This is a genomic window from Phenylobacterium sp. LjRoot219 (assembly GCF_964252995.1).
GTDB lineage: Bacteria > Pseudomonadota > Alphaproteobacteria > Caulobacterales > Caulobacteraceae > Phenylobacterium.
On sequence record NZ_CAXUQI020000001.1, the window covers coordinates 361,546 to 385,769 of the forward strand.

Here is a 24,224-nt window from a genome sequence, read left to right on the forward strand (position 1 = left end):
AAAAAAGCCCTCTCCGAGGAGAGGGCTTTTAGTCTCTTAGGCCGCCGTCTTGTCGAACAGCTTGGCCCAGCGGCGCTTGGTGCGGGTCTTCCACGACCCGCGGTGCCAGGCGTCGGAGGCGATCAGCGGCACCACCGTGGTGGCTTCGGCGAACACCATCTGCTCCCAGGTCACGTCGACCTTGCCCCAGGAGCAGGCCTCCTGCAGCGTCGACGACGAGCAGGCGCCGTCGCGCACGTCGGCGACGGTGATCTGGACGGCGTACTTGTGCATGTCGACCTCGACGCCGAGGATCTCGGCGCAGACGACGGTGTCCTGCGCGAAGTTCTTCGGCACGCCGCCGCCGACCATGAACAGGCCGGTGGTGCCCGCCGCGATCTTGATGTCGGTCAGTTCGCGGAAGTCGGCGATCGAGTCGATGGTCAGGTACGGCTTGCCGGCCTTCATCCGCTCCACCTGGTGCTTCACCAGGCCGAAGCCGGCCGAGCTGTCGGTGAACGCCGGGCAGAATATCGGCACGCCTTCCTTGAAGGCGGTTTCGATCAGCGAGTTCGGCTTCTTGGCGTGGCCGTCGGCCAGCCACTTGCCCATCTCGTGGATGAACTCACGGCTCGAGTAGGGGCGCGGCTCCAGCGAGCAGGCGATCTCGTAGATCGCGTGGTCGCAGGCCTGCAGCTCTTCCTCGTCGATGTAGGTGTCGTAGATGCGGTCGATGTAGTTGGCGCGCAGGTCGCGGTCGTCGACCACTTCACCCGGCTTGGCCTGGTAGTGCTTGAAGCCGAGGGCTTCGAAGAAATCCATGTCGATGATCGAGGCGCCGGTCGAGATGATCGCGTCGATCAGCCCGTACTGCACCATGTCGCGGTAGATGTGCATGCAGCCGCCGGCGCTGGTCGAGCCAGCGAGCGTCAGCCAGGTCGAGCAGCCCTCGTCTTCCAGCGCCATCGAGAAGATGTCGGCCGCACGCGCCGTGTCACGGCTGGTGAAGCTCATGTTGCGCATGGCGTCGATTACCGGACGCGCGTCGTACTGGTCGATCGCCACGTGCTCGACGGTGCGGGAGAGCAGTTCGGCCTTGCGATTGGAATTCTGAACAGGAGCGTTCATCGTCGGAAGTTCCCTTCTGAGGGTGATCGCCCGTCCAATAGGAAAGCGCGGCCGGGACGGAGCGACCGACCGCGCTTCTTAACTCAAGAACGTGACGGCTTTTAGCGCCTGCGACGCCTCTTGCCAGCCGCGCCCTTGGGCCGCGACAGGCGAACCACCTTGTTGCGCTCGTCCTCCCGCTGCTCGCGCGGCAGGCGGATGACACGACCGGCGAGCCCGTACATCGAGGCCATCGGCGCGTCGTCGACCGCCACGGTCTCGGCGTCGCCGAAGCCGTTGAAGCGGGTGTTCATGGCCACGCCGTAGGCGCCCAGCATGCCGATCTCGACGTAGTCGCCTTCGCGAACGTCTTCCGGCAGCCAGAACGGGCCCGGCATGTGGTCGAGCGAGTCGCAGGTCGGGCCGTAGAAGCGAAAGGGCTTCATCGGGCTTTCCACTTCCTCGGCGGAGTTGCCTTCGCCGCGGTAGAGCTTGACCGGAAAGGGCCATTTAACGTGCGCCGCGTCGAACAGGCTGCCGTAGCTGCCGTCGTTCAGATAGAGCGCGTCGCCCTTGCGCAGCTCGACCTTGGTCAGGATCGAGGAGGCTTCCGCCACCAGCGCCCGGCCCGGCTCGCACCACAGCTCGGTGTCCTCGTGCACCGCCATCTCGGCGAAGCCGCGGTCGATCGAGTCGAGGTAGTCCGCCAGGTCCGGCGGCATCATGCCCGGATAGACCGACGGGAAGCCGCCGCCGACGTCGACGACGTCGACCATGACGCCGGCGCGAACGATCGCCCGGTTCGCCTGGGCCAGCGCCGCCTGGAAGGCGGTCGGCCGCATGCACTGGCTGCCGACGTGGAAGGAGACGCCCATCCGGTCCTGGGTCGCACGGCGCGCGGCGAGCAGGAGGCTCGGGGCCTCATGCAGGTCGACGCCGAACTTGCCGGACAGCGAATAGGAGGCGCCTTCCGCCTGCACGCCGAGGCGCACGATCAGCGAAAGATCGTCAGCTCCACCGGTCGCCGCGAGGATCTTTTGCAGCTCCTCGTGGGTGTCGAGCGCGAAGGTCCGCACCCCATGGTCGAAGTAGGCGGCCGCAATCGCGGCGCGGCTCTTCACCGGGTGCATGAAAGCCATCCTCGCGCCGGGGGCGTACTTCGCCACCAGCTCGATTTCGACCGACGATGCGACATCGAACGACGCGACGCCATTCTCCGCGAGGGTCTCGATGACCCACGGCGAAGGGTTGGCCTTCACGGCGTAAAAAACGTCGCCTTTGAAATTGTCCTGGAACCAGCGCGCCGCTACAGCCACCGCGTCCGGTCGCGCCAGGGCGACAGGACGTTCCGGGGACCGCTCACGGACCAGGTCCAGGGGCGTATGGTACCTATGCACCTCACGCAACCCCCAACGGATTGTTGAACCTAGGCCGGCGTTAGCAGCGCTTTTTAGGACATCGGGTCCGCCGGAAGGCGTGGAGATAGGGGCTATCGCCCCGCATGTAAAGAAATGATCGCGGTTAATACGGTCGCACCCCGTCCGCAGTGACGCTCAGGCGACAGGCGCGGTCGCATCGGGGGAATCCCGGAGGCGGAAAACGGCCGGGCCGGTCGGTCCGGCTAGCCGGCGTACTTCACGCTGCAGCCGTAGGCCTTGGTCACCGGGGTGGCGACCGCGCGGCCGGCCTGCAGGTCGCCGAGCGCGGCCGAGACGTAGTTGTTGGCGCCGTTCAGGCTGGCCGAGTCGGCGATCGGCTTGTCGTCGATCCCGCCCATGTAGGCGAGCTTGCCGCTCTTATCGACGATGAACATGTGCGGCGTAGTGCGCGCGTCATAGGCCTTGCCGACCGCGCCGGACGAATCGATCAGCAGGGCGGTGGAGGCCGCGTTGTTCTTGGTCTTCCAGCCCTTCGCCGCGTCGGGCGCCAGGTAGCCCTGGGCGTTGGGCGCCGAGGACACCACCGTCAGCCAGACGACGCCGTCGGCGGTGGCCGATTTCTGCAGGTTCTGCATCGCGCCGGAATTGTAGTGCTTCTTCACATAGGGGCAGCCCTCGTTGGTCCACTCGAGGACCACCGTCTTACCCTTGAACTCGGCCAGCGAAACGGTGCGGCCGTTCGCGTCGGTTGCGGTGAAGGCCGGCGCCGGCTGGCCGACGGCGGGGGCCGCCCGGGCGGGCAGGGCGGGGGCGAAGCTGAAAGCGACGACGGCGGACAGTACGGAACGACGGATCATCGACATCGAAGGTCCTCCGGGGAATGTCGGTCTATCGGCAGGAACGTCTCATCGCGATTGCGCAGCCTCGAGCGCGCGGACGACCGTGTCCGCGGTCAGAAGCTGCGGCAGGATAACGCCGTCGCCGGCCTTCGCGCCATAGACCAGGTAGAGCGGCACCCCGGCGCGACCGTGGCGTGCGAGCTCGGCCTCGATCACCGCGTCCTTCCGGGTCCAGTCGCCCTTCAGATAGACCGCGTTGGAGGTCGCAAAGGCGCGGGCGACCTTGTCGGTCGACAGGGCGACCTTCTCGTTCACCTGGCAGCTGACGCACCAGGCGGCGGTGAAGTTGACGAACACCGGCCGGCCCTCGGCGCGGGCGGCGGCGAGCCGCTCGGCGCTCCACGGCTCGTAGGCCAGCTTGCCCCGCGCGGCGGCCGGTTCGCTCGGCGCCGCGACGCTCTGGTAGCCCGGGGTCAGGGCCGCGGCGACGGCGAGCAGCCCGGCGGCAGCAGCCACGGCGGCCAGCGCTATCGGTCGGCGACCCGCGGCGCGCCCCTTTTGCCAGCGGCCGAACAGCCAGGCGGCGAAGGCCAGCACCACTCCGGCGGCGAGGATCCGCGCCAGCGCCGCCGATCCGGCCTGGACGGTCAGCACCCAGGCCAGCCAGGCGGCTGCGCCGTACATCGGAAACGCCATCAGCCGGCGGAAGCTCTCCATCCACGGCCCCGGCTTCGGCAGCCGCGCCAGCAGCCCGGGGGCGAAGGCGGCGAGGGTGAACGGCGCGGCGAAGCCCAGCCCCAGCGCGGCGAACACCACCAGCGCCGCGGGCGCGCTCTGGGTCAGCGCCCAGCCCATCGCCGGGCCCATGAACGGGGCGGTGCAGGGCGCGGCGACGACGACCGCCAGCGCGCCGGTGAAGAAGGCCCCGGTCAGGCCGCGGCGCGACGCCAGGCCGGTCCCGGCGCCCTGCAGCGACTGGCCGATCTCGAAGGTCCCCGACAGGTTCAGCGCCACCGCCAGCATCAGCAGCGCCAGGCCGGCGACGATGGGCGGCGACTGCAGCTGGAAGCCCCAGCCCACCGCCGCGCCGCCGGCCCGCACCGCGATCAGCGTCACCGCCAGGGCCAGGAAGGTGGCGAGCACCCCGCCGAGGAAGGCCAGGCCCTGGGCGCGCGCGGCCTTCAGCTGGTCGGCGTGGCGGGCCAACGAGGTCGCCTTCATCGCCAGCACCGGGAAGACGCAGGGCATCAGGTTCAGCACCACCCCGCCGAGGAAGGCGAACAGCGCCGCGGCCGCCAGCCCGAGGCCGCTCCCGCCGCCGGCCGGAGCGGCGGCGCGCGGCGCGCCGAGGCCGGCGGCGGCCGCGGGCAGGGCGCCGGCGCTGGCGGAGATCTCATAGGCCCTGCCATCGACCACCAGCACGCCGGCCAGCGCGGCGGGCGGGGTCGGGCTCTGGAAGCCGACGCCCGGGGCCAGGGTCAGCGTCAGGCCTTCCGGCCCGCGCTCGATCGCCTGCGGCTTGGCGTGGTCGATCGCCGTGCCGTCGAACGGGAAGAAGTAGGCGTCGGCGGCGTCCGCGCCCTTCAGCGGCGCGCCGGTCACCGCGAGCTGCAGCGCCTCGCCGCCGCGGGCGAAGGCGGCGGTCAGGCCGGCCGGCCGTGGCGCGGCGGCCAGGGCCTGGGCGATCGGCCGGCCCCATTTCGGATGCTCGGGCGCGGGACCGGCGGTGATCGGCAGGTCGAGGGTCAGCGCGGCGTCCTCGGGAACGCAGATCTCCTCGCAGACCAGGAAACTCGCATGGGCCTTCAGGGTGACGACCTCGCCCGGCCGGGCGTCGGCCGGCGCGGTCACCGCCACCGGCAGCAGCACCTCGTCGGAATAGCCGTAGTTCATCAGCGGCCCGGTCGGCTGGCGCGACGGCGCGGCCCAGACGATGTCGCCGGCCTTCCAGCCCGTCGGCAGGGTCCAGGCGATCTGTGTCGGCTCGCCGGAATCGCCGGAGTTGCGCCAGTAGGTGTGCCAGCCCTTGTCGATCTTCTGGCGCAGCGCCACGTGGATGGTCTGGCCGGGCGCGATCCCTTGCGTCTGCGGCATCAGCTCGGCGGTCAGATGACCGGTGTCGACCGGCGCGGCGAACGCCGGGGCGGCGGCCAGCGCCAGCAAAGTGATCAGGAACGCTAGAAGGCGGGCCATTGCGGTCCTCGTTGAGCTCGCTCGGCTATATGGCCCGGGCGGCGGCTCCCCGCCAGACTGGACCGTGCGCCGCGGCGCGTGTCATGAAGCCGTCGCAAGGGAAACCGCCTGCGCCTTGCGTCCTGGTGAGGATGTCCCTCGGCCATGTCCGCCGCCGCCGTCCTGACGGTCGAAAACGCCTCCAGAACCTTCGGCGCGCGCCGGGCCCTCGACGACGTGTCGCTGTCGATCCGGCCTGGCGAGATGGTCGCCCTGATCGGCCCCTCCGGCTCGGGCAAGTCGACCCTGCTGCGCGCGGTCAGCGGCCTCTTGACGCTGGACCGCGGCGCCGGCCGCATCGCGGCCTTCGGCGAGGTCGTGCAGGCCGACGGCCGGCTCAGCCGGCAGGTGCGGGCGATCCGCACGCGCATCGGCGTCATCTTCCAGCAGTTCAACCTGGTCGGCCGCCTGAGCCTCTACGCCAACGTGGCGCTGGGCGCGCTCGGCCGGCTCGGCCCGCTGGCGGGCCTGGCCGGGTTCTGGCCGGCCGAGGTGCGCGACAAGACCATGGCGGCGCTGGCCCGGGTCGGCGTCGCCGAGCACGCCGGCCAGCGGGCGGCGACGCTCTCCGGCGGCCAGCAGCAGCGCGGGGCGATCGCCCGGGCGCTGGTGCAGGAGGCGCGGCTGCTGCTCGCCGACGAGCCGATCGCCTCGCTGGATCCGGTCTCCGCGCGCCGCGTCCTGGAGCTGTTGCGCAATCTCAACCGCGCCGACGGGCTGACAGTCCTGGTGACGCTTCACCAGGTGGACTACGCCTTGCATTACTGCGATCGCGTGGTGGCGCTGAAGGGCGGGCGGCTCGTGTACGATGGCCCGTCCGCCGGCCTCGACCGCGCGCGGCTGATCGAGATCTACGGTCCGGAGTTCGAAGACGTGTTCTGGGAAGGAGCGCCCACATGATCCGTCGCCGCCTGCTGGCGGGGCTCGTCGCCGCGCTCGCGCTCGCCGGGTGCGGCCAGCAGGAGTCCGTGACCGGACCGCGCTCCAAGGAGCTGACCTTCTCGATCCTGTCGGCCGAGAGCCAGGCCTCGATGCAGCCGGTCTGGCAGCCGCTGCTGGACGACATGTCGAAGTCGATCGGCGTGCCGGTGAAGCCCTATTTCGCCACCAACTACACCGCCCTGGTCGAGGCGATGCGCTTCGGCCAGGTGCAGGCCGGCTGGTTCTCGGCGCGTCCGGCGCTGGAAGCGGTGAACCGGGCCGACGCCGAAGTGCTCGGCCGGGTGGTCGACGCCGGCGGCGAGGCCACCTACCGCTCGGTGCTGATCGCCCGCAAGGGCAGCGGGATCACCCTGGACGACGTGCTGAAGTGCGACCGCAAGCTCAGCTTCGGCATCGGCGACGCCCAGTCGACGACCGGCACCCTGGCGCCGATGACCTATCTGTTCACGCCGCGCGGAATCGAGCCCGCCAAGTGCTTCAAGGCGGTGCGCGGGGCCAACCACCAGGCCAACTTCTTCTCCGTCGCCAACGGCGTCGTCGACGTGGCCACCAACAATACCGTCGGCCTGATCTTCGCCGAGCGCGAGAACCCGGAGCTGGCCGCGCGGGTGGAGGTGCTCTGGACCTCGCCGCCCTTGCCGGAGTCCTCGATCCTGGTGCGCCGCGACCTCGATCCGGCGCTCAAGGAGAAGATTCGCCAGTTCTTCATCACCTACGGGACCGGGACCGGGGCCGAGGCCGACCGGCAGCGCGAGGTGCTGAAACGGCTGGCCTACGGCGGCTTCCGCCCGGCCGACGACACCTACCTCGACCCGATCCGCGAGATGGTCGCCGGCGAGGCGCTGGCCGAGGCTCGCAAGACCGGCGACAAGGCGAAGATCGCCGCCGCCGAAGCGCAGTTCGACAGGGTGCGGGCCTCCGCCGCCCAGCGGCGCGCCGCCAACCCGGACGTCTGATGGGCGAGGTCAGGGGCGCGCTTCCCGCGCCGCCGCGCCGGAGCCTGGCCGAGCGCGCGCCGGACGTCCTGGTCTGGGGCGGGGTGCTGGCGCTGCTGCTGGTCAGCGCCCGGCCGGTCGAGCTCGGGCACGTGGCACGGCTGTTCGCCAACTCGGAGAACATGCGCGAGTTCGCCCACGGCTTCCTGCGCCCGGACTTCACCGACTGGCGGCTCTATGTCGCCCAGATGTGGCTGACGGTGCAGATCGCCCTGTGGGGCACGGTGCTGGCGGTGCTGATCGCCGTGCCGTTCGGCCTCGGCTGCGCGCGCAACGTCTCGCCGCCCTGGCTGCAGCAGCCGCTGCGGCTGGTGATGAATCTGCTGCGTTCGATCCCGGACCTGCTGATCGGACTGATCTTCATCGTCGCCGTCGGGCTGGGGCCGTTCAGCGGGGTGATGGCGCTGGCGCTCAACACCGGGGGGGTGCTCGCCAAGCTGTTCTCCGAGGCGGTCGAGGCGATCGACCGCGGCCCGGTCGAGGGCATCCGCGCCACCGGCGCCGGCAAGCTGCAGGAACTGGCCTGGGGGGTGGTGCCGCAGGTGGCGCCGCACTGGGCCTCGTTCGCCCTCTACCGTTTCGAGTCCAACGCCCGCTCGGCCACCGTGCTCGGCCTGATCGGCGCCGGCGGCATCGGCCAGCTGCTGTTCGAGACCCTGAACGCGTTCCAGTACGCCCAGCTCTCGGCGATGGTGGTGGTGATCGTCATCGCCGTCTCGCTGATCGACCTGCTGTCCCAGGCGATGCGCAGCCGGCTGATCTGATCTCCCGCTCCCCGCCGGGGGGCGGAGTGAGGAGCGGCTGGGCCTTGCCATTTGCGCCGGATGTCTGGTCGAGGATCCTCGTTCGACCTCGGCGGCGTTGACGCGATCGCGCCACCCCTCACCCGACCTCTCCCCAACGGGGAGAGGGGGAATGCCCCAACAAAAACGAAAAAGACCGCCGCGGGGGTCCGCGGCGGCCAGGTTTCTCGGGGAAAGTCGGACTTAGAAGCTGAGCTGAGCGCGCATGGCGATCGTGTCGTAGTCCTGGCCGATCTGCAGGCCAGTGGCGCCCAGACGGTCGACGTCGACGTTCTGGTAGTCGAGCATCAGGCGCATCACCGGGTTCAGGTACCAGTTGACGCCCAGCGCCCAGATCGTCTGCTCGCCGCCGCGGACGCCGCCGGTCGGGGTCGCCGCGCCGGCCACGCCTTCGCGGTAGTTCAGGTTCATGGTCGAGTAGCGGGCCGCGAGCTCCCAGGCGCCCCAGGTGCCGGCCGACGGGTTGAAGTTGAAGGCCTGCTTCGGCGCGTCGAAGCGGGCTTCCTTGCCGTTGTAGGCGCGCTTCTCGCCGGTCAGCACCCACGAGCCCTGGACGTACCAGCCGTCGAAGTCCGGATCGCCGAGCGCCGTCGTCGTGGTCTGGCGACGGTCGATGTCGAACTTGAAGTACTCGCCCTCGATCAGGAACTGGTTGTAGCCGATCGCCGCTTCGGCGCCGTAGACGGCGATGTGGTTGGTGTCGATCGCGCCGGTGTCGATCAGGCGGGTGCCGTCGACCCGCAGTTCCGGACGGTCGCGCAGCTGGACCGGGTAGCGCGGGTTGGCGCCGCCGGTCGCATCGCTCGGATGGAACACGTACTGGGCGTTGGCGCCGAGGTGGGCTTGGAAGCCGTTCGCCGTCGACGGCGCGATCGCCACGCGGCCGATCCAGGCTTGTTGCTCGCCGAAGCCTTGCGCGGCGCCGACCACCGCGCCGGTCACCGCGGTGGAGCCGAACAGGTTGGCGGAGAGGCCGGTGTCGCCCTCGCCGAGGACCGTATTGGCCTGGATCTGCAGTGCGCTACGAGCGTCGCCCGCGGCCACGTTCCGCGCGATTTCGGCCGAGGACGGGCGCTCCATCAGCGGGATGCCGCTGGTCGAGCTGGCCGCCGAGAGGCCGATGTTCGGCTCCATGGCGCCTAGCTTGATCACCGCCGGGCCGAGGCCGGTGTATTGGAAGAAGGCTTCGTGGATCCGGCCGGCTTCTTCAGCGCCCGAGCCGCCGAATTCATACAGCAGGCTGTAGCCGAAGTCCTTGAACAGCTTGCCGTCGATCCCGAAGCGGGCGCGGCGGAAGTTGGTGCCGTCGTTGAGGTCGCGGCCGACGACCGCGGGCGACAGGTCGTCGCTCTGCATGTAGCTGGCGCCGTCGAACATGACGATCGCTTTGAAGTTGGCGGTGAAGGCGCCGTCGGCGGTGGCGAAGGTCGGCTTGCCGTTCGACAGTTTCGGCACGACGGTCGCGCCGGTCGGCTTCTTCAGCGTGGCGATGTCGGAGTTGGCGGTCTCCTGGCTGGCCTTCAGCTCGGTGAGCTGGGCGCCGAAGGTGTCGAGCTGCTGCTGGATCGCCGACAGGCGCGCGTCGCCGGCGTTGGCGGCGCGCATCTGCTCCATCTGCGCGCGCATGCCGTCCAGCTGACGCTGCATCTCTTGCAGCTGGGCGTCGCGCGAGGCCGGCGCGGCGAGGACGGTGGTGGCGGCGCTCGACATCAGCAGCGCGACGAACGCGGCGCGCGCGGCGCGCGTCCGCATCTTCGTGGAATGGTTCATGGAATATCCCCCAATCTCGGTTCGGCCGTCACGGGGGAATGATCGAATGCCATCCGCCTCGCCGCCGCGGCGGGGTCTAAAGCCGAGCTGTGACGGCTAGCCTACAGTTGCATGACAGTTGTGTGTCAGGCCGAGACAGGCATTCGCACGCCGTGATCGGAAGATTTTCAGCCGCCGGAAGGTGTCGCAAAACTGAGATGCTGGGCCGCTAAGCAGCGCCGCAAGAGCGACATGGATGGGGCGCTCTAAGAATTCTGGAGAGAACCATGTTGAAGACCTTGGGGGCCGCCTTTGGCGCCGCCCTGATCGCCGGCGCGGCCACCCTGGCCCAGGCCGCGACCATTTCCGGCGCTGGCGCGACCTTCCCCGCGCCGGTCTACGCGAAGTGGGCGGAGAGCTATAAGGCCCAGACCGGCACCGCGCTGAACTATCAGGCGATCGGCTCGGGCGGCGGCATCAAGCAGATCAACGCCAAGACCGTCGACTTCGGCGCCAGCGACAAGCCGCTGAAACCGGATGACCTCGCCGCCGGCGGCCTGGTGATGTTCCCGACCGTCATCGGCGGCGTCGTGCCGGTGGTGAACCTGCCGGGGATCGCCGCGGGCCAGCTGAAGCTCACCGGCCCGCAGATCGCCGACATCTACCGCGGCGTGATCAAGAAGTGGAACGACCCGCTGCTGGCCAAGACCAACCCGGGCGTGAACCTGCCGAACCTGCCGATCACCGTGGTCCATCGTTCGGACGGCTCGGGGACTTCGTTCCTGTTCACCAGCTACCTGAGCATGAAGGCCCCGCGCTGGGCCGCCCAGGTCGGAGCCAACGACGCCGTGCAATGGCCGACCGGCATCGGCGGCAAGGGCAACGACGGCGTCGCCGCCTTCGTGCGCCAGACCGCCGGCTCGATCGGCTACGTCGAATACGCCTACGCCAAGCAGAACGGCCTGACCTACACCCTGCTGCAGAACAAGTCCGGCAAGTTCGTCGCCCCGACCGGCGACAACTTCGCCGCCGCCGCCGCTGGCGCGAAGTGGCAGTCGGCTCCAGGCTTCTACCTGCTGCTGCTCGACCAGTCGGCCGCCAACGCCTGGCCGATCACCGGCGCCACCTTCATTCTGATGCATCAGAAGCAGGCCAGCGCCGACGATGCCCGCGAAGTGCTGAAGTTCTTCGACTGGGCCTACCGCAATGGCGACGCGTCGGCTGACAAGCTCGACTACGTGCCGTTGCCGGCCAATGTGAAGGACCTGATCCGTCGCTCGTGGACCAAGGTCGTCGGTCCGGACGGCAAGCCGATCTACCGCTGATCGTCTTCGGAGCGCCTTCCTGCCGCAGGGCGGGAGGGCGCTTCATGACAGAACTGTCGTAGAACTGTCGCACATCCCAAGTAGAGCGCGCCCATGACCGACACCGCTCTTTCCAGTGCGCCGCCCTTGCGTCGATCGCACCCTCGCGGGGCGCTGGTGGCCAAGGTGTTTGAAGGCGTCTGTTTCGCCGCTGCGACCGCCCTTCTGGTGATGCTCGGCGGCCTGCTGGTCTCGCTGTTCATCGGCGGCTGGCCAGCCTTCCAGCGCTTCGGCCTGAGCTTCTTCACCACCACCACCTGGAACCCGGTGACCGACGTCTACGGCGCCGCCGGGCCGATCGTCGGCACCCTGGTGACCTCGGCGATCGCGCTGATGCTGGCGCTGCCGGTGGCCGGCGGCGTGGCCTTCTTCCTCACCGAGCTCTGCCCGGCGCCGCTGCGCCGGCCGATCGGCACGGCGGTGGAGCTGCTCGCCGGCATTCCCTCGATCGTCTACGGCATGTGGGGCCTGTTCGTCTTCGCCCCGCTGTTCTCGAAATACGTGCAGCTGCCGCTGATGATGAAGGCCGAGCCGGGCTCGCTGCTCGAGAAGCTGACCACCGGCGTGCCGAACGGCTCCGGCGTGCTCTCGGCCTCGATCATCCTGGCGATCATGATCCTGCCGTTCATGGCCGCCACCCTGCGCGAGCTGCTGCTGACCGTGCCCCCGGCGGTGCGTGAGAGCGCCTACGGCCTGGGGGCGACCACCGCCGAGGTGGTCACTAAGGTGACCCTGCCCTACGTCCGCGCCGGCGCGATCGGCGCAGTGATGCTGGGCCTCGGCCGCGCGCTCGGCGAGACCATGGCGGTGACCTTCATCATCGGCAACGCCCACGGCATGCCGGCCTCGCTGTTCGACAGCGGCTCGACCATCGCCTCGACCATCGCCAACGAGTTCACCGAGGCGACCAGCCCGGTGCACAGCGCCGCCCTGGTGGCCCTGGGCCTGGTGCTGTTCATCATCACCTTCGCCGTGCTGGCGCTGGCGCGCCTGATGCTGCGACGCGCGGAGCAACGTCTGTGACCAACACGCGCATCCTCAGGCGGCAGATCGCCAACGGCGTCTTCTCCGTCTTCTGCACCCTCGTCACCGGCGTGGCGCTGATCGCGCTGGCGGCGATCCTCTGGTCGCTGCTGAAGCAGGGGCTGGGCGGGCTGAACCTCGACGTGTTCATCAAGTCGACCCCGGCCCCCGGCTCCGACGGCGGCCTCGCCAACGCCATCGTCGGCTCGATCCTGATGTGCGTGCTGGCCATGGTCATGGCCCTGGTGATCGGCGTGCTGGCCGGCACCTGGCTGGCCGAGTACGCCGGCGCCAGCCGCTACGGCAGCGTGGTGCGGTTCCTCAACGACGTGCTGCTGTCGGCCCCGTCGATCCTCGTCGGCCTGTTCGTCTACGAGATCCTGGTCGCGCCGTTCCGCGGCTTCTCCGGCTTCGCCGGCGCGGTCGCCCTGGCGCTGATCGCCATCCCGGTGATCACCCGGACGACCGAAGACGTGATGAAGCTGCAGTCGGTCACCCTGCGCGAAGCCGGGGTGGCGCTCGGCGCGCCCTTCTCCTTCGTGGTCCGCAAGATCATGTGGCGCGCGGCGCGCAGCGGCATGATGACCGGCGGTCTGCTGGCCTTCGCCCGGATCAGCGGCGAGACCGCCCCGCTGCTGTTCACGGCGCTGAACAATCAGTTCTTCAGCCTTGACCTCAGGCACCCGACCGCCAACCTGCCCGTTGTCATCTTCAACTTCGCGCTCAGCGCCTACGACGACTGGCGTCGTCTCGCCTGGGCTGGCGCGCTTCTCATCGCTGCGACGGTGCTGGGCGTGACCGTCCTGGCCCGCGCCCTCGCCAAGGAGCCCAGTCGCTCATGAATACGATGAAAATGGACAACATCGACGTCAGTATCGCGTCGATCCCGGCCGATCAGGTGAAGCTTGAGGTCAAGAACCTCGAGTTCTTCTACGGCAAGAGCCGCGCCCTGAAGTCGATCTCGGCGTCCTTCGCGCGCAACCAGGTGACCGCGCTGATCGGCCCGTCGGGCTGCGGCAAGTCGACCCTGCTGCGGACGCTGAACCGGATGTACGCGCTCTATCCGGGCCAGCGCGCCGAGGGCGAGATCCTGATGGACGGGGAGAACATCCTCAGCCCGCGCATGGACCTGGCCCGGCTGCGCTCGCGGATCGGCATGGTGTTCCAGAAGCCGACGCCGTTCCCGATGTCGGTCTACGACAACGTCGCCTTCGGCGTGCGGCTGTACGAGAACCTCTCGCACTCGGAGATGGACGACCGGGTCGAGGAGGCGCTGCGCCGCGCGGCGCTCTGGGACGAGGTGAAGGACAATCTGAAGGGCTCGGGCCTCGGCCTGTCCGGCGGCCAGCAGCAGCGGCTGTGCGTCGCCCGCGGCGTCGCGGTCCGCCCTGAAGTGCTGCTGCTCGACGAGCCGACCTCGGCGCTGGACCCGATCTCCTCGGCCCGCCTGGAAGAGACGGTCAGCCAGCTGAAGGCCGACCACACCATCGTCATCGTCACCCACAACCTCGGCCAGGCGGCGCGGATCAGCGACTACACCGGCTTCATGTACCTCGGCGAGATGGTCGAGTACGGCCCCACCGACCAGGTCTTCACCCGTCCGGCGACCCCGCGCACCAGCGACTACATCACCGGCCGGTTCGGCTAAGCCTTCTTCATCGGTGTCATCCCGGAAGCCGCGCAGCGCTTGTCCGGGACCCAGTGAACACCGCGCGGGCAGGCGTTCACGGGCGGTCCCCGGGACGCGGCGCGGCCGGCGCCCTCAATTCCACGATCGATGTGCATGGGTCCCGGACAAGCGCTGCGCGCTTTCCGGGATGACAGCCGTTGGGGCTTTAGGCCGCCGCTTCCGCCGGCCGGCGGCGGCGCACCCGCGCCAGCCGGCGCAGGCGGCGCCAGAAGCGGGTCTTCTCGGGTTCCGGATAGGGCTGCAGGTTGCGCACGAAGTCCTCGGCGCAGGCGCGCCAGGAGAACTTCTCGGCGAACGCCCGGACCGTCTTGCGGTCGAGTTTCAGGCACTCCAGGCAGGCCTCGCGCAGGCCCTCGGTTGCGCTGGGGGCCAGCACGCCGGCGCCGGAGCCTGGGATGATGTCGATCGGCCCGGGGGCCGGATAGGCGGCCACCGGCGTGCCCGAGGCCATCGCCTCGAGGATCACCAGGCCGAAGGTGTCGGTCAGCGAGGGGAAGACGAACACGTCGGCGCAGTTGAAATGAGCCGACAGCTCGGCGCCCGACTTGGCGCCGCGGAACACCACGTCTGCGTGCTTGGCCTTCAGCTCCTCGAGCTGCGGGCCGGGCCCGACGACCACCTTGGTGCCCGGCAGATCGAGGCCGAGGAAGGCCTCGATGTTCTTCTCCACCGCCACCCGGCCGACGTAGAGGTAGATCGGCCGCGCCAGGCCCTCGAAGATGTCCGGCTCGCCCTCCTGGCGGGGACGGAACACCTCGGTGTCGACGCCGCGCGACCAGGCGGAGATGTTGCGGAAGCCGTGCTGCTCGAGCTCGTCGCGCATGGTCGGCGTGGCCACCATCAGCCGGCCGGACGGCTTGTGGAACCAGCGCATGTAGGCGTAGCCGGCGGCCAGCGGCAGCGGCAGGCGCGCCGAGACGTATTCCGGGAAGCGGGTGTGATAGCTGGTGGTGAACGGCAGCTTCCATTCGACGCAGATGCGCCGCGCCGCCAGCCCGATCGGGCCTTCGGTGGCGATGTGGATGGCCTCCGGCTCGAACGCCTTGAAGCGCTCCTGCACCGGCTCATAGACGCCGATCGCCACCTTGATCTCGGAATAGGTCGGCAGCGGGAAGGTCTTGAACTGGTCGGGGCTGATCACCTCGACCGTGTGGCCCATGCCGCGCAGCTCCTTGACCACCCGGGTCAGGGTGCGCACGACGCCGTTGACCTGCGGCTCCCAGGCGTCGGTGGCCAGAAGGATGCGCATCGGGCGATGGGACTCGCGGGTGGCCTGGATCGACTCGCGGATCCGCGGCATTTGCGCCGGGCGGCTCGGCCGCTCGAGCTGGGCCTGGGTCTGCATCCACGACCAGAAGGCGCCGAGCAGCGCTTCCTTGGTCGGGAAATGGCGGTAGACCGTGCGCTCGCCGACCCCGGCCAGCCGGGCGATCTCGGCGAAGCTGAGATCCTCCATCTGTCCGGCTTCGAGCTGCCGGGCGACGGCGCGCAGGATCTGCTCGTGGGTCTCTTCGCGCTGCTTGTCGCGCGCGCTGGGATGCGAGGCCGAGGGAGGCTTCATGGCAGCCGCACTGTCAGTAGTTTCGGGCCGCTGTCAAATTGAACCGGTCACGCGGCGAGCGGCGCGGGCAGGGCCTCGGGCGAGCGGCGGGCGCGGTCGATCGCCGACCAGGAGCGCAGCTTGGCCCATTCGAGGATCTCCAGCCGCCCGTCGGGATGCTCGACCAGGGCGGTGCAGCTCTCCACCCAGTCGCCGTCGTTGATGTAGGCGACGCCGCCGATGTCGCGCATCTCGGCCTTGTGGATGTGGCCGCAGATCACCCCGTCGACGCCGCGCCGGCGGGCCTCGTCGGCGACCGCCAGTTCGAAGTTCTCGATGAACTGCAGGGCGTTCTTCACCCGGGTCTTCAGGAAGGCCGAGAAGCTCCAGTAGCCGAAGCCCAGCCGGCGGCCGGCGCGGTTGATCATGGTGTTCGCCGCCAGCACTGAGCGGTAGGCCCAGTCGCCGAGGAAGGCGAGCCAGCGGGCGTGCTGCACCACCCCGTCGAACTCGTCGCCGTGGGTCACCAGGAACCGCCGGCCGTCGGCGGTCTGGTGGATCGCGTCGCGGGCGACCACCACGCCGCCGAAGTGCACGCCGAAGAAGTCGCGCGCCCGATCGTCGTGGTTGCCGGGGATGTAGGTCACCGCCACCCCCTTGCGCGCCATCCGCAGGACCTTCTGCACCACGTCGTTGTGGCTCTGCGGCCAGTACCAGCCGCTCTTCATCTTCCAGCCGTCGATGATGTCGCCGACCAGGTAGAGCGCCTCGCAGTCCACATGGCGGATGAAGTCGAGCAACAGTTCGGCCTGGCATCCGCGGGTGCCGAGGTGAACGTCGGAGATGAACACGCTGCGGTAGCGGCCGGTCGGAAGCTCGGTCATTTCGCCTCTCCAGGCGCCTCGATTTCGCCCATCGGCTAGGCTGATTGCGTGTCGGTTTGATGAAATCAGCGGGAAAGGTGGCGCGATCTGCAGTTGTCCTGCTAAGAGCCTCCGCTAAACCCTCCCCGGTTTACGACAATTGGTCCCCATGGACGCCAGAACAAATCCGGCGAAAGCGACGCCGAAGTCGCTCCGCACCCGCGCGCGCATTCTCGACGCGGCGATGAATCTTTTCGCCGAGGTCGGCTATCACGCGGCGACCAATGCGGTGATCGCCGAGGCGGCCAAGCTGACCCGCGGCGCCATGCTCTACCATTTCGCCACCCGCGAAGAGCTGGTCGAGGCTGCGGTCGCCCACATCGAGCTGCAACGCGCCAAGCTGCTGGAGCGCGCCGGCTCGACGCCGGCGGGGCCGGGGGTCGACGCCGCCGAGCACGCGATCGACAGCTACTGGACGCTGCTGCACGAGACGCCGTTCATCGCCTTCGCCGAGCTGGAGGCCGCCGCCCGCACCGATCCGATGCTGCGCGAGCAGCTGGCCAGCGCCCAAAGCGCCTTCGACCACGCCCAGGTCGGCGGCGACCGGTTCGGCGCCCTGGTGCAGGCCGGCGCTGACCCGCGCTTCCAGGCCAGCCGCGACCTCGGCCGGTTCCTGCTGGAGGGGCTGGCGCGCGGCGCGATGACCTACGAGGTCGACGCCCGCCGCGACCGGCTGCTGCAGATCGTCAAGCGCGCCGTGCGGATGCTGAACCGCAAGGGCGACATCCAGGACCTCTGGGACTAAGCGCGCAAAGTGCTCTCCCTCGGGAGAGGATTTGTCTCACGCCGCCTCGTAGCGCCGGCGGGCCAGCCAGGCCGGCAGGGTGGCGGCCAGCGCGCCGACGGCGTTCGCCACCACGTCGCCCGGCTGCGGCGAGCCGACGACGCCCGGCAGTGCCTGGGCGGCTTCGATCAGGACGCCGAAGGCGATCAGACCCGCCGCAGGCGCCCAGAGCGGCAAGCGCGGCAGGCCGACAAAGCTGAACATCACCAGCAGATAGGCGACGACGGCGTGCTCGACGCGGTCGCCGCCCACGGGAATGGCGGCCCAGCGCTGCTGCGGATCGGCCAGCCGCACGGCCGCATAGGCCGCCACCGTGGCCAGCAGCAGCAGGGGCGGCGAAAAGGCGCGGCGGCGCATCTCGCTCAACCGCGCGGCCCTACGCAACCGTGCTCTCGAAGCCGGCCTTGAGCGCCGCTTCGTCGAGGTTGCGGCCGATCAGCACCATCCGCGAGTAGCGGCGCTCGCTGTCCTTCCAGGGGCCCTGGAAGTCGCCCTCGAGGATCATGTGCACGGCCTGGAACACCAGCCGCCGATCTTCGCCGGCGATGTCCATGATGCCCTTGGCGCGCAGGACGTCCGGCCCTTGGGTCTGCAGCACGTTGTTCAGCCAGGCGGTGAAGCGGTTGCCGTGCAGCGGCTTGTCGCTGGTCAGCGAGACCCCGCGGATCCCGGACGCGGCCACGTGGTCGTGGATCGGGCCGTGATGGTGGTGGGCGTGGCCGTGGTCATGGTCGTGACCATGGTCGTGGCCGCAATGCTCATCGTGCACATGGTGGTCGTGGCCGCAGTGCTCGTCGTGCACGTGGTGATCGTGATCACAGTGCTCGTCGTGGACGTGGCCGGGCTCGCCGTGACCCGGATTGAGGAAGTCCGGCTCGAGGCTGGTGATCCGCTCCAGGTCGAAGGAGTGGCGGCCGAGAATGGTCTCCAGCGGCACGTTGGAGCGCTGAGCGCGGTGGATCGGCGCCAGCGGGTTCAGCGTGCGGATCGCGGACTCGACGTCGAGCAACTCGGCCTCGGAGACCAGGTCGGTCTTGTTGAGGATGATCTGGTCGGCGAAGGCGATCTGCTCGATCGCCTCCTTGGAGTCGGCTAGGCGCAGCGGCAGGTGCTTGGCGTCGACCACGGCGGTGACGCTGTCGAGCTGGGTCTTGGCTTTGACGTCTTCGTCGACGAAGAAGGTCTGGGCGACCGGGCCGGGGTCGGCCAGGCCGGTGGTCTCGACGATGATCGCGTCGAACTTGCCCTTGCGCTTCATCAGGCCGGAGAGCACCCGGATCAGGTCGCCGCGCACCGTGCAGCAGACGCAGCCGTTGTTCATCTCGAAGACCTCTTCGTCGGCGCCGACGATCAGGTCGTTGTCGATGCCGACCTCGCCGAACTCGTTGACGATCACGGCGTAACGCTTGCCGTGGTCTTCCGAGAGGATGCGGTTGAGGAGGGTGGTCTTGCCGGCGCCGAGGTAGCCGGTGAGGACGGTGACGGGCGTCTTTTCGGTCATGGGTTCCCATGTAAGGCGCAGGCGGCGACTTATGAAGCGCCTTCTCGCCGCGAAGCGGCTTGTCTCCGCCTCGCGGTGTTATAAAGTAACGAAATGTCGAGCGTAGCCCGTCCTCTTCCGACCGCCGTTTCCGGGGGCGAGCCGCCGCGCGAGCTCGACGCGTTCCGCGAGAACCGCACCTATCTGGGCGCCGACCACCGGCGCAACGAGCGGCGGACCTGGATCGTCACCGGCATCTGCCTCGTCACCCTGGTCGGGCTGCTGGCCGGGGGCGCGCTGTTCCGCTCGATGGCGCTCACCGCCAGCGGCCTGCACATGGCCGCCCACGTCGCCGCCCTGCTGACCGCCGCCGGCGCCTACTGGCTGGCCCGGCGCATGGCCGGCGACGCGCGTTTCGCCTTCGGCGCCGGCAAGGTCGGCTACCTGGCCGGCTTCGCCAACGCCGTGGTGCTGGCGATCACCGCGGTGATCATCGCGGTCGAGAGCGTTCACCGGCTGATCGCGCCGGAGGCGGTGGACTACGGCTCGGCGATCCCGCTGGCGGGCGCCGGCCTGGTCGTGACCCTGCTGTGCGTCTGGCTGCTGCGGCCGGCGCACAAGGCCGAGGGCCATCACGACCACGACGGCGACCTCAATCTGTCGGCGGCGCACCTGCACCTGTCGGCCGACGCCATCATCTCGGTGCTGTCGATCGGCGGCCTGGTCGCCGGCCAGGCCTTCGGCTGGAGCTTCGCCGACCCGCTGATGGGGCTGGTCGGCGCCGCCCTGGTCGCGCAGTTCGCCTACACCCTGATCCGCCGGGCCGGCGCGGCGCTGCTCGACGTCAATCCGTCGCCGGTGCTGACCGAGGAGATCCGCACCCGCCTGCAGGCCAGCGGCGCGCGGGTGCTCGACCTGCATCTGTGGCGGCTAGGACCGGGCCACCACGCGGCGGTCGCGGTGCTCGCCGCCGATCCGCCGCAGCCGGCGGAAACCTACCGCGCGCGGCTCGAGGGGCTGCCGGGACTGTCGCACCTGACCATCGAGGTCCGGCGCGACGGCACGCACGCCTGCTGCTAGCCCTGGAGCTTAGTGGCGGGCGGCGGCGCCCGACTGGTACTGCGCCGGCACGCCGCGCATCAGCGACAAGGTGATCGAGCGACCGGCGACGTCGCGGCTGGCCCATTGCACGCCCGGCTGGCTGTTGGTCGGCAACGCCGTGCAGTAGGCGACCGGCAGGGTCGGCGGCTGCGACTGCTTGAGGCAGACCTTCTCGCCGCGCATCGACCAGCTGCCGGCGAGCGGGCCGTTGCCGCGCGAGATGCCGGTCCACTTGCCGTCGGGATGCAGCCAGATCTTCTGCGAGGTGCCGTCCGGATAGGTGGACACCACCGTGTTGCCGAACGCCGCGGCGACGCCCGGCTCGGCGGCCTGGGCGTTCAGGCCGACGAAGGCCACGCAGGCTGCCGTGACCGCGCGGGCGGCGAGTTTCAGGCGGGCGGCCCGCCGGGCGTAACGCAGGGATCGCATGCCGCGGATCAACGCTCCAATCTCGTGATCGCGCCCGCTTCCATGACGGGCGCATCGGATGTCTAGGACCCGGCGTATGAACTGCGCCTGACTGACCGGTTAACGGCCGGCGGTTAAACGCCCGAAGGCGCCGTCGCGCGCCTGTGAACTTCCGGTTCCATCTCGGCATTAGAACCAGGAAGAGGTGTAGCTATGACCGACGGGGAACGCCCCGGCCGAGTGGGGCGCGGCGCAGGCCGCAGCACGGTGTCTTGAGCGCATTGGACGCGAACCGTCGGGCGTTTCTGCGGCGACTGGCGATTTTGGGAGCCGGCGGGGCCGGCTTCCTGGTCGTTCGCCAGCAATTGGCCTGGCCGACGCCGGAGGTGACGCTGGCCCAGGGCCGCTGGAGCGGCTGGATGCCGACGCCGGCGGCCGGCGGGCTGATCGCCTTGCCCGCCCGCATTGGCGAGGCGCGGCTGCAGGCGGTGATCGATTCCGGCGCGCAGTATTCGGCGATCGACGCCGGGCTCGCCGAGCAGCTGCGCCTGCCGTCCGCCACCCCGCTGCCGATGGTCGCGTTCGGCGTCAGCGGCGGGCCCAGCGTGACCCGCGCGGTGCGGCTCGATGTCCGGCTCGACGGCGTCGGCGTTCGCGGCCTGCGGGCCGCGACGCTCGACCTGCAGCCGCTGTCCGGGCTGACGCGTCAGCCGTTCGCCCTGCTGCTCGGCCGCGACTTCCTGCGCACGGTGGTGGTCCAGGCGGACCTGCCGCAGCGCCGGGTCGCCTTCTTCGTGCCGCAGAGCTGGACGCCGCCGGCCGACGCCCGGCCGGTCGCGGTGCGGCTGGAGGCCGGCGGGCCGATGGTGCCGGTGCGCATCGAGGACGCCCCGCCGATCGAGGTGATGGTCGACACCGGCGCCACCGGCGCGCTGGCGCTGTCGGAGGCCAGCGCCCGCACCGCCGGCCTGCTCGACGGCCGGCCGGTGCGGCTCGGCCAGTCGGTGACCCTGGGCGGGGTCAGCCAGGACGGCATGGTCCGCGCCCGCCGGCTGGAGTTCGCCGGCCATGCGCTGCACGATCTCGACGTGCAGATCTTCCGCCCGGCTGAGAACGCCCCGGTGCCGGACGGCCTGCTCGGCCTGGGCGTGCTGGCGCGCTTCCACGTGGCGCTCGACCTCGCCGGCGGCCGGCTGTTCCTGATCGGCCCGGAGCACCCGCCGCGGCTGCAGACGCCGCAGCGGCCGACCCGGTTCTCCGCCGCCCCGTCGCCCTAGACCCTGTCCCGCCTGACTTGCAGGCGGGATAAACAGGGTCGTCGTCTTGGAGTGAGAGCCCTTCTCATCCACTCGCGTGATCCATCGCGAGTGGGAAGGGCTCTAGAGGTTGACCATAGCCAGGCCGCCGGCGTCGTAGCGGCCGCCTTCGACCGCCGACTCCGGCACCGCGCGCTCGATCTCGGCCAGCTCGTCCGCCGACAGCCGGAACCCGGCGGCGCCGAGGTTCTCTTCCAGCCGGTGCGCCTTGGTCGTGCCGGGGATCGGGACGATGTCCGGGCCCTGATGCAGCAGCCAGGCGAGCGCCAGCTGGGCGGGGGTGTGGCCCTTGCTCTTGGCCAGCGCGGTCAGCGTCTCGACCAGGCTCCGATTCTTGGCCATCGCCGCGTCCTGCCAGCGCGGCATCATCCGGCGGAAGTCGTTCTGGTTCATCTCCGTGCCGGCGTCGGTCGCGCTGCCGGCCAGGAAGCCGCGGCCGAGCGGGCTGTAGGGCACGAAGCCGACGCCGAGCTCGCGACAGGTCGGCAGCACCGCCTGCTCCACGTCACGGGTCCACAGCGAATATTCGCTCTGCACGGCGCTCACCGGATGCACCGCATTGGCCTTGCGGATGGTCTCGGCGCCGGCCTCGGACAGGCCGAAGAAGCGCACCTTGCCGGCCTTGACGAGCTCGCCGACCGCGCCGGCGACGTCCTCGATCGGCACCGAGGGGTCGACGCGGTGCTGGTAGAGCAGGTCGATGGTCTCGACGCCGAGCCGCTGCAGCGAGGCGTCGCAGACCTCGCGGATGTGCTCCGGCCGGCTGTCGACGCCGGAGGGCCGGTTGGCGCCCGGCTCAATCTTGAAGCCGAACTTGGTGGCGATCACCACCCGGTCGCGCACCGGCTTCAGCGCCTTGCCGACGAGCTGCTCGTTCGCGTACGGCCCGTAGAGTTCGGCGGTGTCGAAGAAGGTGACGCCCAGCTCGACGGCGCGCTGCAGCACCGCCAGGCCGTCCGCCTCCGCGACCGCGGCGTTGTAGACGCCGGTCAGGCCCATGCAGCCGAAGCCGATTTCCGAGACTTCGAGGCCCTGGGTTCCGAGTTTGCGGCTCTGCATGTCTGTTTCTCCCTGGCGCCCCTCTTCGCGGAGCGGCGGGATCTTGCGGCGGGCGTTTTCGCTTTGCGAGCCCGAAAATCCTGCCGCCCGGCGATGCGAAAGCACTTCCCGCCGCCGGCCTCTCCGATCTAGGGGGAGGGCATGAACCAGTCCTTCGACGCCTTCGTCACCGCCGCCCTGTTCGACCGCGCCGGCCGCGCGGTCTTCACCCTGGGCGACGGGACCGTCCGTTTCGAGGACGGCGCGAGCGTCGAGGCGCACGACGGCGCCTCGCTCAGCGCCTGCCTGCATCCGACCGGCGAGGGGATCTTGAGCGGCGGCGACGACGGCCGGCTGGTCTGGGCCAGGCCGGACGGCGCGACCGAGCTGGCCAAGGTTCCGGGCCGCTGGCTCGACAGCGTCGCGGCGAGCGCCGAGTCCAAGCTGATCGCCTTCTCGGCCGGTCGCGAGGTGCACGTGCGCGACGCCGCCGATCCCGCCTTCGCCCGGGTCTTCACGCACGAAAAGTCGGTCGCCGACGTCGCCTTCGATCCGAAGGGGCGGCGGATTGCGGCCGCCAGCTACGGCGGCGCCTGGCTGTGGTTCGCGCGCATCGCCGAGCAGAAGCCTACGGTGCTGAAGTGGGCCGGCAGCCACGTCGCCATCGTCTGGAGCCCGGACGGCAAGTTCCTGATCTCCGGCATGCAGGAGAATTCGCTGCACGGCTGGCGGGTCGCCGATGAGAAGAACATGCGGATGGGCGGCTATCCGGCGAAGGTGAAGAGCCTGGCGTTCCTGGCCAAGGGCAACGTCATGGCCACCTCCGGCGCCAATGGCGTGGTGGTCTGGCCGTTCGGCGGCTCCAACGGGCCGATGGGCAAGCAGGCGGCCGAGGTCGGCTTCGAAGAGACCGCCCTGGTCACCAAGGTCGCCGGCCACGCGGCCGGCAGCTGGGCGGCCTGGGGGCTCGACGACGGCCGGGTGCGGGCCTGCGACCTAGTCGGTCAGAAGATCCTCGAGATCAAAGCCGAGCGCGGCGCGCCGATCAGCGCCCTGGCGATGAGCGCCGACGGCCAGCGGGTGGCCTGGGGCGACGAAGACGGCCAGGCCGGGGTCGCGGAGATCGGCTGACTCTCATTCGTCATCCCGGCCGCAGCGCAGCGGAGAGCCGGACCCAGGGGCGGTGCGCACGGCTCCTGGGTCCCGGATCGGCCTTCCAGGCCGTCCGGGATGACGGAAGGGTAGGTAGGCATCCCCGCGGCCAAGTTGACCGGCCTCAACGACGTCGGCCGCCGCCGGGCGCAACGTCCCTCGCCATGTACCAGACCTTCGAGCTCTATCTGCGCAACGCGCCCCAGGCGGCGCCGCGGTTCGAGCCGTTGACCTGCCGCACGGCGCTCGAGGTCATGGAACGGGCGCGCGGCATCCTTGAAACCGACACGGCGGTGGCCTCGGTCGAGGTGCGGCTGGCCGGGGAGCACCTGTTCACGCTAGAGCGCTAACCAGTTCGCAATCGGATCGGCGGGAGATAG

At 70.0% G+C, this 24,224-nt stretch carries 23 protein-coding genes and 2 pseudogenes; 13 read left to right on the forward strand and 12 right to left on the reverse strand.

Annotation, left to right across the window (positions count from 1 at the left end; translation table 11 throughout):
* Nucleotides 1–36: 36 nt before the first annotated feature.
* From ACSQ14_RS01805 to ACSQ14_RS01820, 4 genes are all read right to left on the reverse strand, one after another.
* Nucleotides 37–1,107, reverse strand: coding sequence for a 1,9-bis(guanidino)-5-aza-nonane synthase (locus tag ACSQ14_RS01805; protein ID WP_436009127.1), 1,071 nt, complete (start codon nucleotides 1,105–1,107; stop codon nucleotides 37–39).
* Between the two features lie 101 nt (nucleotides 1,108–1,208).
* Nucleotides 1,209–2,483: a type III PLP-dependent enzyme gene (locus ACSQ14_RS01810; protein ID WP_436009129.1), complete on the reverse strand. Its 1,275-nt coding sequence runs from the start codon at nucleotides 2,481–2,483 to the stop codon at nucleotides 1,209–1,211.
* A 224-nt stretch (nucleotides 2,484–2,707) separates the two neighbouring features.
* Nucleotides 2,708–3,328, reverse strand: coding sequence for a thioredoxin family protein (locus ACSQ14_RS01815; protein ID WP_436009132.1), 621 nt, complete (start codon nucleotides 3,326–3,328; stop codon nucleotides 2,708–2,710).
* 42 nt (nucleotides 3,329–3,370) lie between these two features.
* A complete protein-coding gene (locus ACSQ14_RS01820; protein WP_436009134.1) occupies nucleotides 3,371–5,497 on the reverse strand; it encodes a protein-disulfide reductase DsbD family protein in 2,127 nt (708 codons plus the stop codon).
* A 144-nt stretch (nucleotides 5,498–5,641) separates the two neighbouring features.
* Between ACSQ14_RS01820 and ACSQ14_RS01825 the strand changes: the two genes are divergently transcribed.
* Genes ACSQ14_RS01825 through phnE form a run of 3 tightly spaced genes read left to right on the forward strand, consistent with a single transcriptional unit; the run spans nucleotide 5,642 to nucleotide 8,237 of the window.
* A complete protein-coding gene (locus ACSQ14_RS01825) occupies nucleotides 5,642–6,436 on the forward strand; it encodes a phosphonate ABC transporter ATP-binding protein (RefSeq protein WP_436009136.1) in 795 nt (264 codons plus the stop codon).
* Nucleotides 6,433–7,434, forward strand: coding sequence for a phosphate/phosphite/phosphonate ABC transporter substrate-binding protein (gene phnD / locus ACSQ14_RS01830; RefSeq protein ID WP_436009138.1), 1,002 nt, complete (start codon nucleotides 6,433–6,435; stop codon nucleotides 7,432–7,434). The genes ACSQ14_RS01825 and phnD overlap by 4 nt, the downstream gene beginning before the upstream one ends.
* Nucleotides 7,434–8,237: a phosphonate ABC transporter, permease protein PhnE gene (gene phnE / locus ACSQ14_RS01835; protein ID WP_436009140.1), complete on the forward strand. Its 804-nt coding sequence runs from the start codon at nucleotides 7,434–7,436 to the stop codon at nucleotides 8,235–8,237. Before phnD ends, phnE begins: the two co-directional genes overlap by 1 nt.
* A gap of 222 nt (nucleotides 8,238–8,459) precedes the next feature.
* Here phnE and ACSQ14_RS01840 read toward each other — a convergent pair whose 3' ends face one another.
* A complete protein-coding gene (locus ACSQ14_RS01840; RefSeq protein ID WP_436009142.1) occupies nucleotides 8,460–10,046 on the reverse strand; it encodes a porin in 1,587 nt (528 codons plus the stop codon).
* Nucleotides 10,047–10,312: 266 nt separating this feature from the next.
* Here ACSQ14_RS01840 and pstS point away from each other — a divergent pair, with 266 nt between their 5' ends.
* From pstS to pstB, 4 genes are all read left to right on the forward strand, one after another.
* Nucleotides 10,313–11,350 carry a phosphate ABC transporter substrate-binding protein PstS gene (gene pstS / locus ACSQ14_RS01845; RefSeq protein ID WP_436009144.1) on the forward strand — a complete coding sequence of 346 codons (1,038 nt, stop codon included), beginning with the start codon at nucleotides 10,313–10,315 and terminating at the stop codon, nucleotides 11,348–11,350.
* A gap of 93 nt (nucleotides 11,351–11,443) precedes the next feature.
* The gene (pstC, locus tag ACSQ14_RS01850; protein ID WP_436009146.1) at nucleotides 11,444–12,412 is read left to right on the forward strand and encodes a phosphate ABC transporter permease subunit PstC; all 969 of its coding nucleotides are present in this window, start codon (nucleotides 11,444–11,446) and stop codon (nucleotides 12,410–12,412) included.
* Nucleotides 12,409–13,254 (forward strand): phosphate ABC transporter permease PstA, encoded by an 846-nt coding sequence (gene pstA, locus ACSQ14_RS01855; RefSeq protein ID WP_436009148.1) that lies wholly within the window; start codon nucleotides 12,409–12,411, stop codon nucleotides 13,252–13,254. Before pstC ends, pstA begins: the two co-directional genes overlap by 4 nt.
* Nucleotides 13,251–14,060 (forward strand): phosphate ABC transporter ATP-binding protein PstB, encoded by an 810-nt coding sequence (pstB, locus tag ACSQ14_RS01860; protein ID WP_436009150.1) that lies wholly within the window; start codon nucleotides 13,251–13,253, stop codon nucleotides 14,058–14,060. The genes pstA and pstB overlap by 4 nt, the downstream gene beginning before the upstream one ends.
* 187 nt (nucleotides 14,061–14,247) lie before the next feature.
* Here the strand turns inward: pstB and ACSQ14_RS01865 are convergent, their stop codons facing one another.
* The 3 genes and pseudogenes from ACSQ14_RS01865 to ACSQ14_RS01875 form a co-directional block, all read right to left on the reverse strand.
* The gene (locus ACSQ14_RS01865) at nucleotides 14,248–15,351 is read right to left on the reverse strand and encodes a glycosyltransferase family 4 protein (protein ID WP_436015331.1); all 1,104 of its coding nucleotides are present in this window, start codon (nucleotides 15,349–15,351) and stop codon (nucleotides 14,248–14,250) included.
* 120 nt (nucleotides 15,352–15,471) lie between these two features.
* A pseudogene (locus ACSQ14_RS01870) lies at nucleotides 15,472–15,663 on the reverse strand (helix-turn-helix domain-containing protein); the annotation flags it as partial.
* 47 nt (nucleotides 15,664–15,710) lie between these two features.
* Nucleotides 15,711–16,526 (reverse strand): UDP-2,3-diacylglucosamine diphosphatase, encoded by an 816-nt coding sequence (locus ACSQ14_RS01875; RefSeq protein WP_436009152.1) that lies wholly within the window; start codon nucleotides 16,524–16,526, stop codon nucleotides 15,711–15,713.
* A 148-nt stretch (nucleotides 16,527–16,674) separates the two neighbouring features.
* On the opposite strand from ACSQ14_RS01875, the gene ACSQ14_RS01880 reads away from it, so the two are divergent.
* Complete coding sequence (locus tag ACSQ14_RS01880; RefSeq protein ID WP_436009154.1) at nucleotides 16,675–17,310, forward strand: TetR/AcrR family transcriptional regulator; 636 nt, start codon at nucleotides 16,675–16,677, stop codon at nucleotides 17,308–17,310.
* Nucleotides 17,311–17,346: 36 nt separating this feature from the next.
* Here ACSQ14_RS01880 and ACSQ14_RS01885 read toward each other — a convergent pair whose 3' ends face one another.
* Together ACSQ14_RS01885 and ACSQ14_RS01890 are read right to left on the reverse strand one after the other, a co-directional pair.
* Complete coding sequence (locus ACSQ14_RS01885; RefSeq protein WP_436009156.1) at nucleotides 17,347–17,733, reverse strand: hypothetical protein; 387 nt, start codon at nucleotides 17,731–17,733, stop codon at nucleotides 17,347–17,349.
* A complete protein-coding gene (locus ACSQ14_RS01890; RefSeq protein WP_436009158.1) occupies nucleotides 17,726–18,850 on the reverse strand; it encodes a CobW family GTP-binding protein in 1,125 nt (374 codons plus the stop codon). Before ACSQ14_RS01890 ends, ACSQ14_RS01885 begins: the two co-directional genes overlap by 8 nt.
* 93 nt (nucleotides 18,851–18,943) lie before the next feature.
* Here ACSQ14_RS01890 and dmeF point away from each other — a divergent pair, with 93 nt between their 5' ends.
* Nucleotides 18,944–19,909 (forward strand): CDF family Co(II)/Ni(II) efflux transporter DmeF, encoded by a 966-nt coding sequence (gene dmeF / locus ACSQ14_RS01895; protein WP_436009160.1) that lies wholly within the window; start codon nucleotides 18,944–18,946, stop codon nucleotides 19,907–19,909.
* 9 nt (nucleotides 19,910–19,918) lie between these two features.
* Here dmeF and ACSQ14_RS01900 read toward each other — a convergent pair whose 3' ends face one another.
* Complete coding sequence (locus ACSQ14_RS01900; protein ID WP_436009162.1) at nucleotides 19,919–20,359, reverse strand: hypothetical protein; 441 nt, start codon at nucleotides 20,357–20,359, stop codon at nucleotides 19,919–19,921.
* A gap of 251 nt (nucleotides 20,360–20,610) precedes the next feature.
* Here ACSQ14_RS01900 and ACSQ14_RS01905 point away from each other — a divergent pair, with 251 nt between their 5' ends.
* Nucleotides 20,611–21,615, forward strand: a complete 1,005-nt coding sequence (locus tag ACSQ14_RS01905; RefSeq protein ID WP_436009164.1) for an aspartyl protease family protein — start codon at nucleotides 20,611–20,613, stop codon at nucleotides 21,613–21,615.
* Nucleotides 21,616–21,717: 102 nt separating this feature from the next.
* Here the strand turns inward: ACSQ14_RS01905 and ACSQ14_RS01910 are convergent, their stop codons facing one another.
* Nucleotides 21,718–22,713 carry an aldo/keto reductase gene (locus ACSQ14_RS01910; protein ID WP_436009165.1) on the reverse strand — a complete coding sequence of 332 codons (996 nt, stop codon included), beginning with the start codon at nucleotides 22,711–22,713 and terminating at the stop codon, nucleotides 21,718–21,720.
* A 141-nt stretch (nucleotides 22,714–22,854) separates the two neighbouring features.
* Between ACSQ14_RS01910 and ACSQ14_RS01915 the strand changes: the two genes are divergently transcribed.
* The 3 genes and pseudogenes from ACSQ14_RS01915 (at nucleotide 22,855) to ACSQ14_RS01925 (ending at nucleotide 24,194) form a co-directional block, all read left to right on the forward strand.
* Nucleotides 22,855–23,823, forward strand: coding sequence for a WD40 repeat domain-containing protein (locus ACSQ14_RS01915; RefSeq protein WP_436009167.1), 969 nt, complete (start codon nucleotides 22,855–22,857; stop codon nucleotides 23,821–23,823).
* A gap of 11 nt (nucleotides 23,824–23,834) precedes the next feature.
* Nucleotides 23,835–23,927 (forward strand): annotated as a pseudogene (locus ACSQ14_RS01920) (hypothetical protein); the annotation flags it as partial.
* 81 nt (nucleotides 23,928–24,008) lie between these two features.
* The gene (locus tag ACSQ14_RS01925; RefSeq protein WP_436009169.1) at nucleotides 24,009–24,194 is read left to right on the forward strand and encodes a hypothetical protein; all 186 of its coding nucleotides are present in this window, start codon (nucleotides 24,009–24,011) and stop codon (nucleotides 24,192–24,194) included.
* The last annotated feature ends 30 nt before the right edge of the window (nucleotides 24,195–24,224 follow it).

Bases quoted from the DNA above. Each gene is read 5' to 3' on its own strand.
- ACSQ14_RS01805 (WP_436009127.1), bottom strand. From the start codon at position 1,107: ATGAACGCTCCTGTTCAGAATTCCAATCGCAAGGCCGAACTGCTCTCC.
- ACSQ14_RS01815 (WP_436009132.1), bottom strand. From the start codon at position 3,328: ATGTCGATGATCCGTCGTTCCGTACTGTCCGCCGTCGTCGCTTTCAGC.
- ACSQ14_RS01820 (WP_436009134.1), bottom strand. From the start codon at position 5,497: ATGGCCCGCCTTCTAGCGTTCCTGATCACTTTGCTGGCGCTGGCCGCC.
- ACSQ14_RS01825 (WP_436009136.1), top strand. From the start codon at position 5,642: ATGTCCGCCGCCGCCGTCCTGACGGTCGAAAACGCCTCCAGAACCTTC.
- phnD (WP_436009138.1), top strand. From the start codon at position 6,433: ATGATCCGTCGCCGCCTGCTGGCGGGGCTCGTCGCCGCGCTCGCGCTC.
- phnE (WP_436009140.1), top strand. From the start codon at position 7,434: ATGGGCGAGGTCAGGGGCGCGCTTCCCGCGCCGCCGCGCCGGAGCCTG.
- ACSQ14_RS01840 (WP_436009142.1), bottom strand. From the start codon at position 10,046: ATGAACCATTCCACGAAGATGCGGACGCGCGCCGCGCGCGCCGCGTTC.
- pstS (WP_436009144.1), top strand. From the start codon at position 10,313: ATGTTGAAGACCTTGGGGGCCGCCTTTGGCGCCGCCCTGATCGCCGGC.
- pstC (WP_436009146.1), top strand. From the start codon at position 11,444: ATGACCGACACCGCTCTTTCCAGTGCGCCGCCCTTGCGTCGATCGCAC.
- pstB (WP_436009150.1), top strand. From the start codon at position 13,251: ATGAATACGATGAAAATGGACAACATCGACGTCAGTATCGCGTCGATC.
- ACSQ14_RS01865 (WP_436015331.1), bottom strand. From the start codon at position 15,351: ATGCGCATCCTTCTGGCCACCGACGCCTGGGAGCCGCAGGTCAACGGC.
- ACSQ14_RS01875 (WP_436009152.1), bottom strand. From the start codon at position 16,526: ATGACCGAGCTTCCGACCGGCCGCTACCGCAGCGTGTTCATCTCCGAC.
- ACSQ14_RS01880 (WP_436009154.1), top strand. From the start codon at position 16,675: ATGGACGCCAGAACAAATCCGGCGAAAGCGACGCCGAAGTCGCTCCGC.
- ACSQ14_RS01890 (WP_436009158.1), bottom strand. From the start codon at position 18,850: ATGACCGAAAAGACGCCCGTCACCGTCCTCACCGGCTACCTCGGCGCC.
- dmeF (WP_436009160.1), top strand. From the start codon at position 18,944: ATGTCGAGCGTAGCCCGTCCTCTTCCGACCGCCGTTTCCGGGGGCGAG.
- ACSQ14_RS01900 (WP_436009162.1), bottom strand. From the start codon at position 20,359: ATGCGATCCCTGCGTTACGCCCGGCGGGCCGCCCGCCTGAAACTCGCC.
- ACSQ14_RS01910 (WP_436009165.1), bottom strand. From the start codon at position 22,713: ATGCAGAGCCGCAAACTCGGAACCCAGGGCCTCGAAGTCTCGGAAATC.
- ACSQ14_RS01915 (WP_436009167.1), top strand. From the start codon at position 22,855: ATGAACCAGTCCTTCGACGCCTTCGTCACCGCCGCCCTGTTCGACCGC.
- ACSQ14_RS01925 (WP_436009169.1), top strand. From the start codon at position 24,009: ATGTACCAGACCTTCGAGCTCTATCTGCGCAACGCGCCCCAGGCGGCG.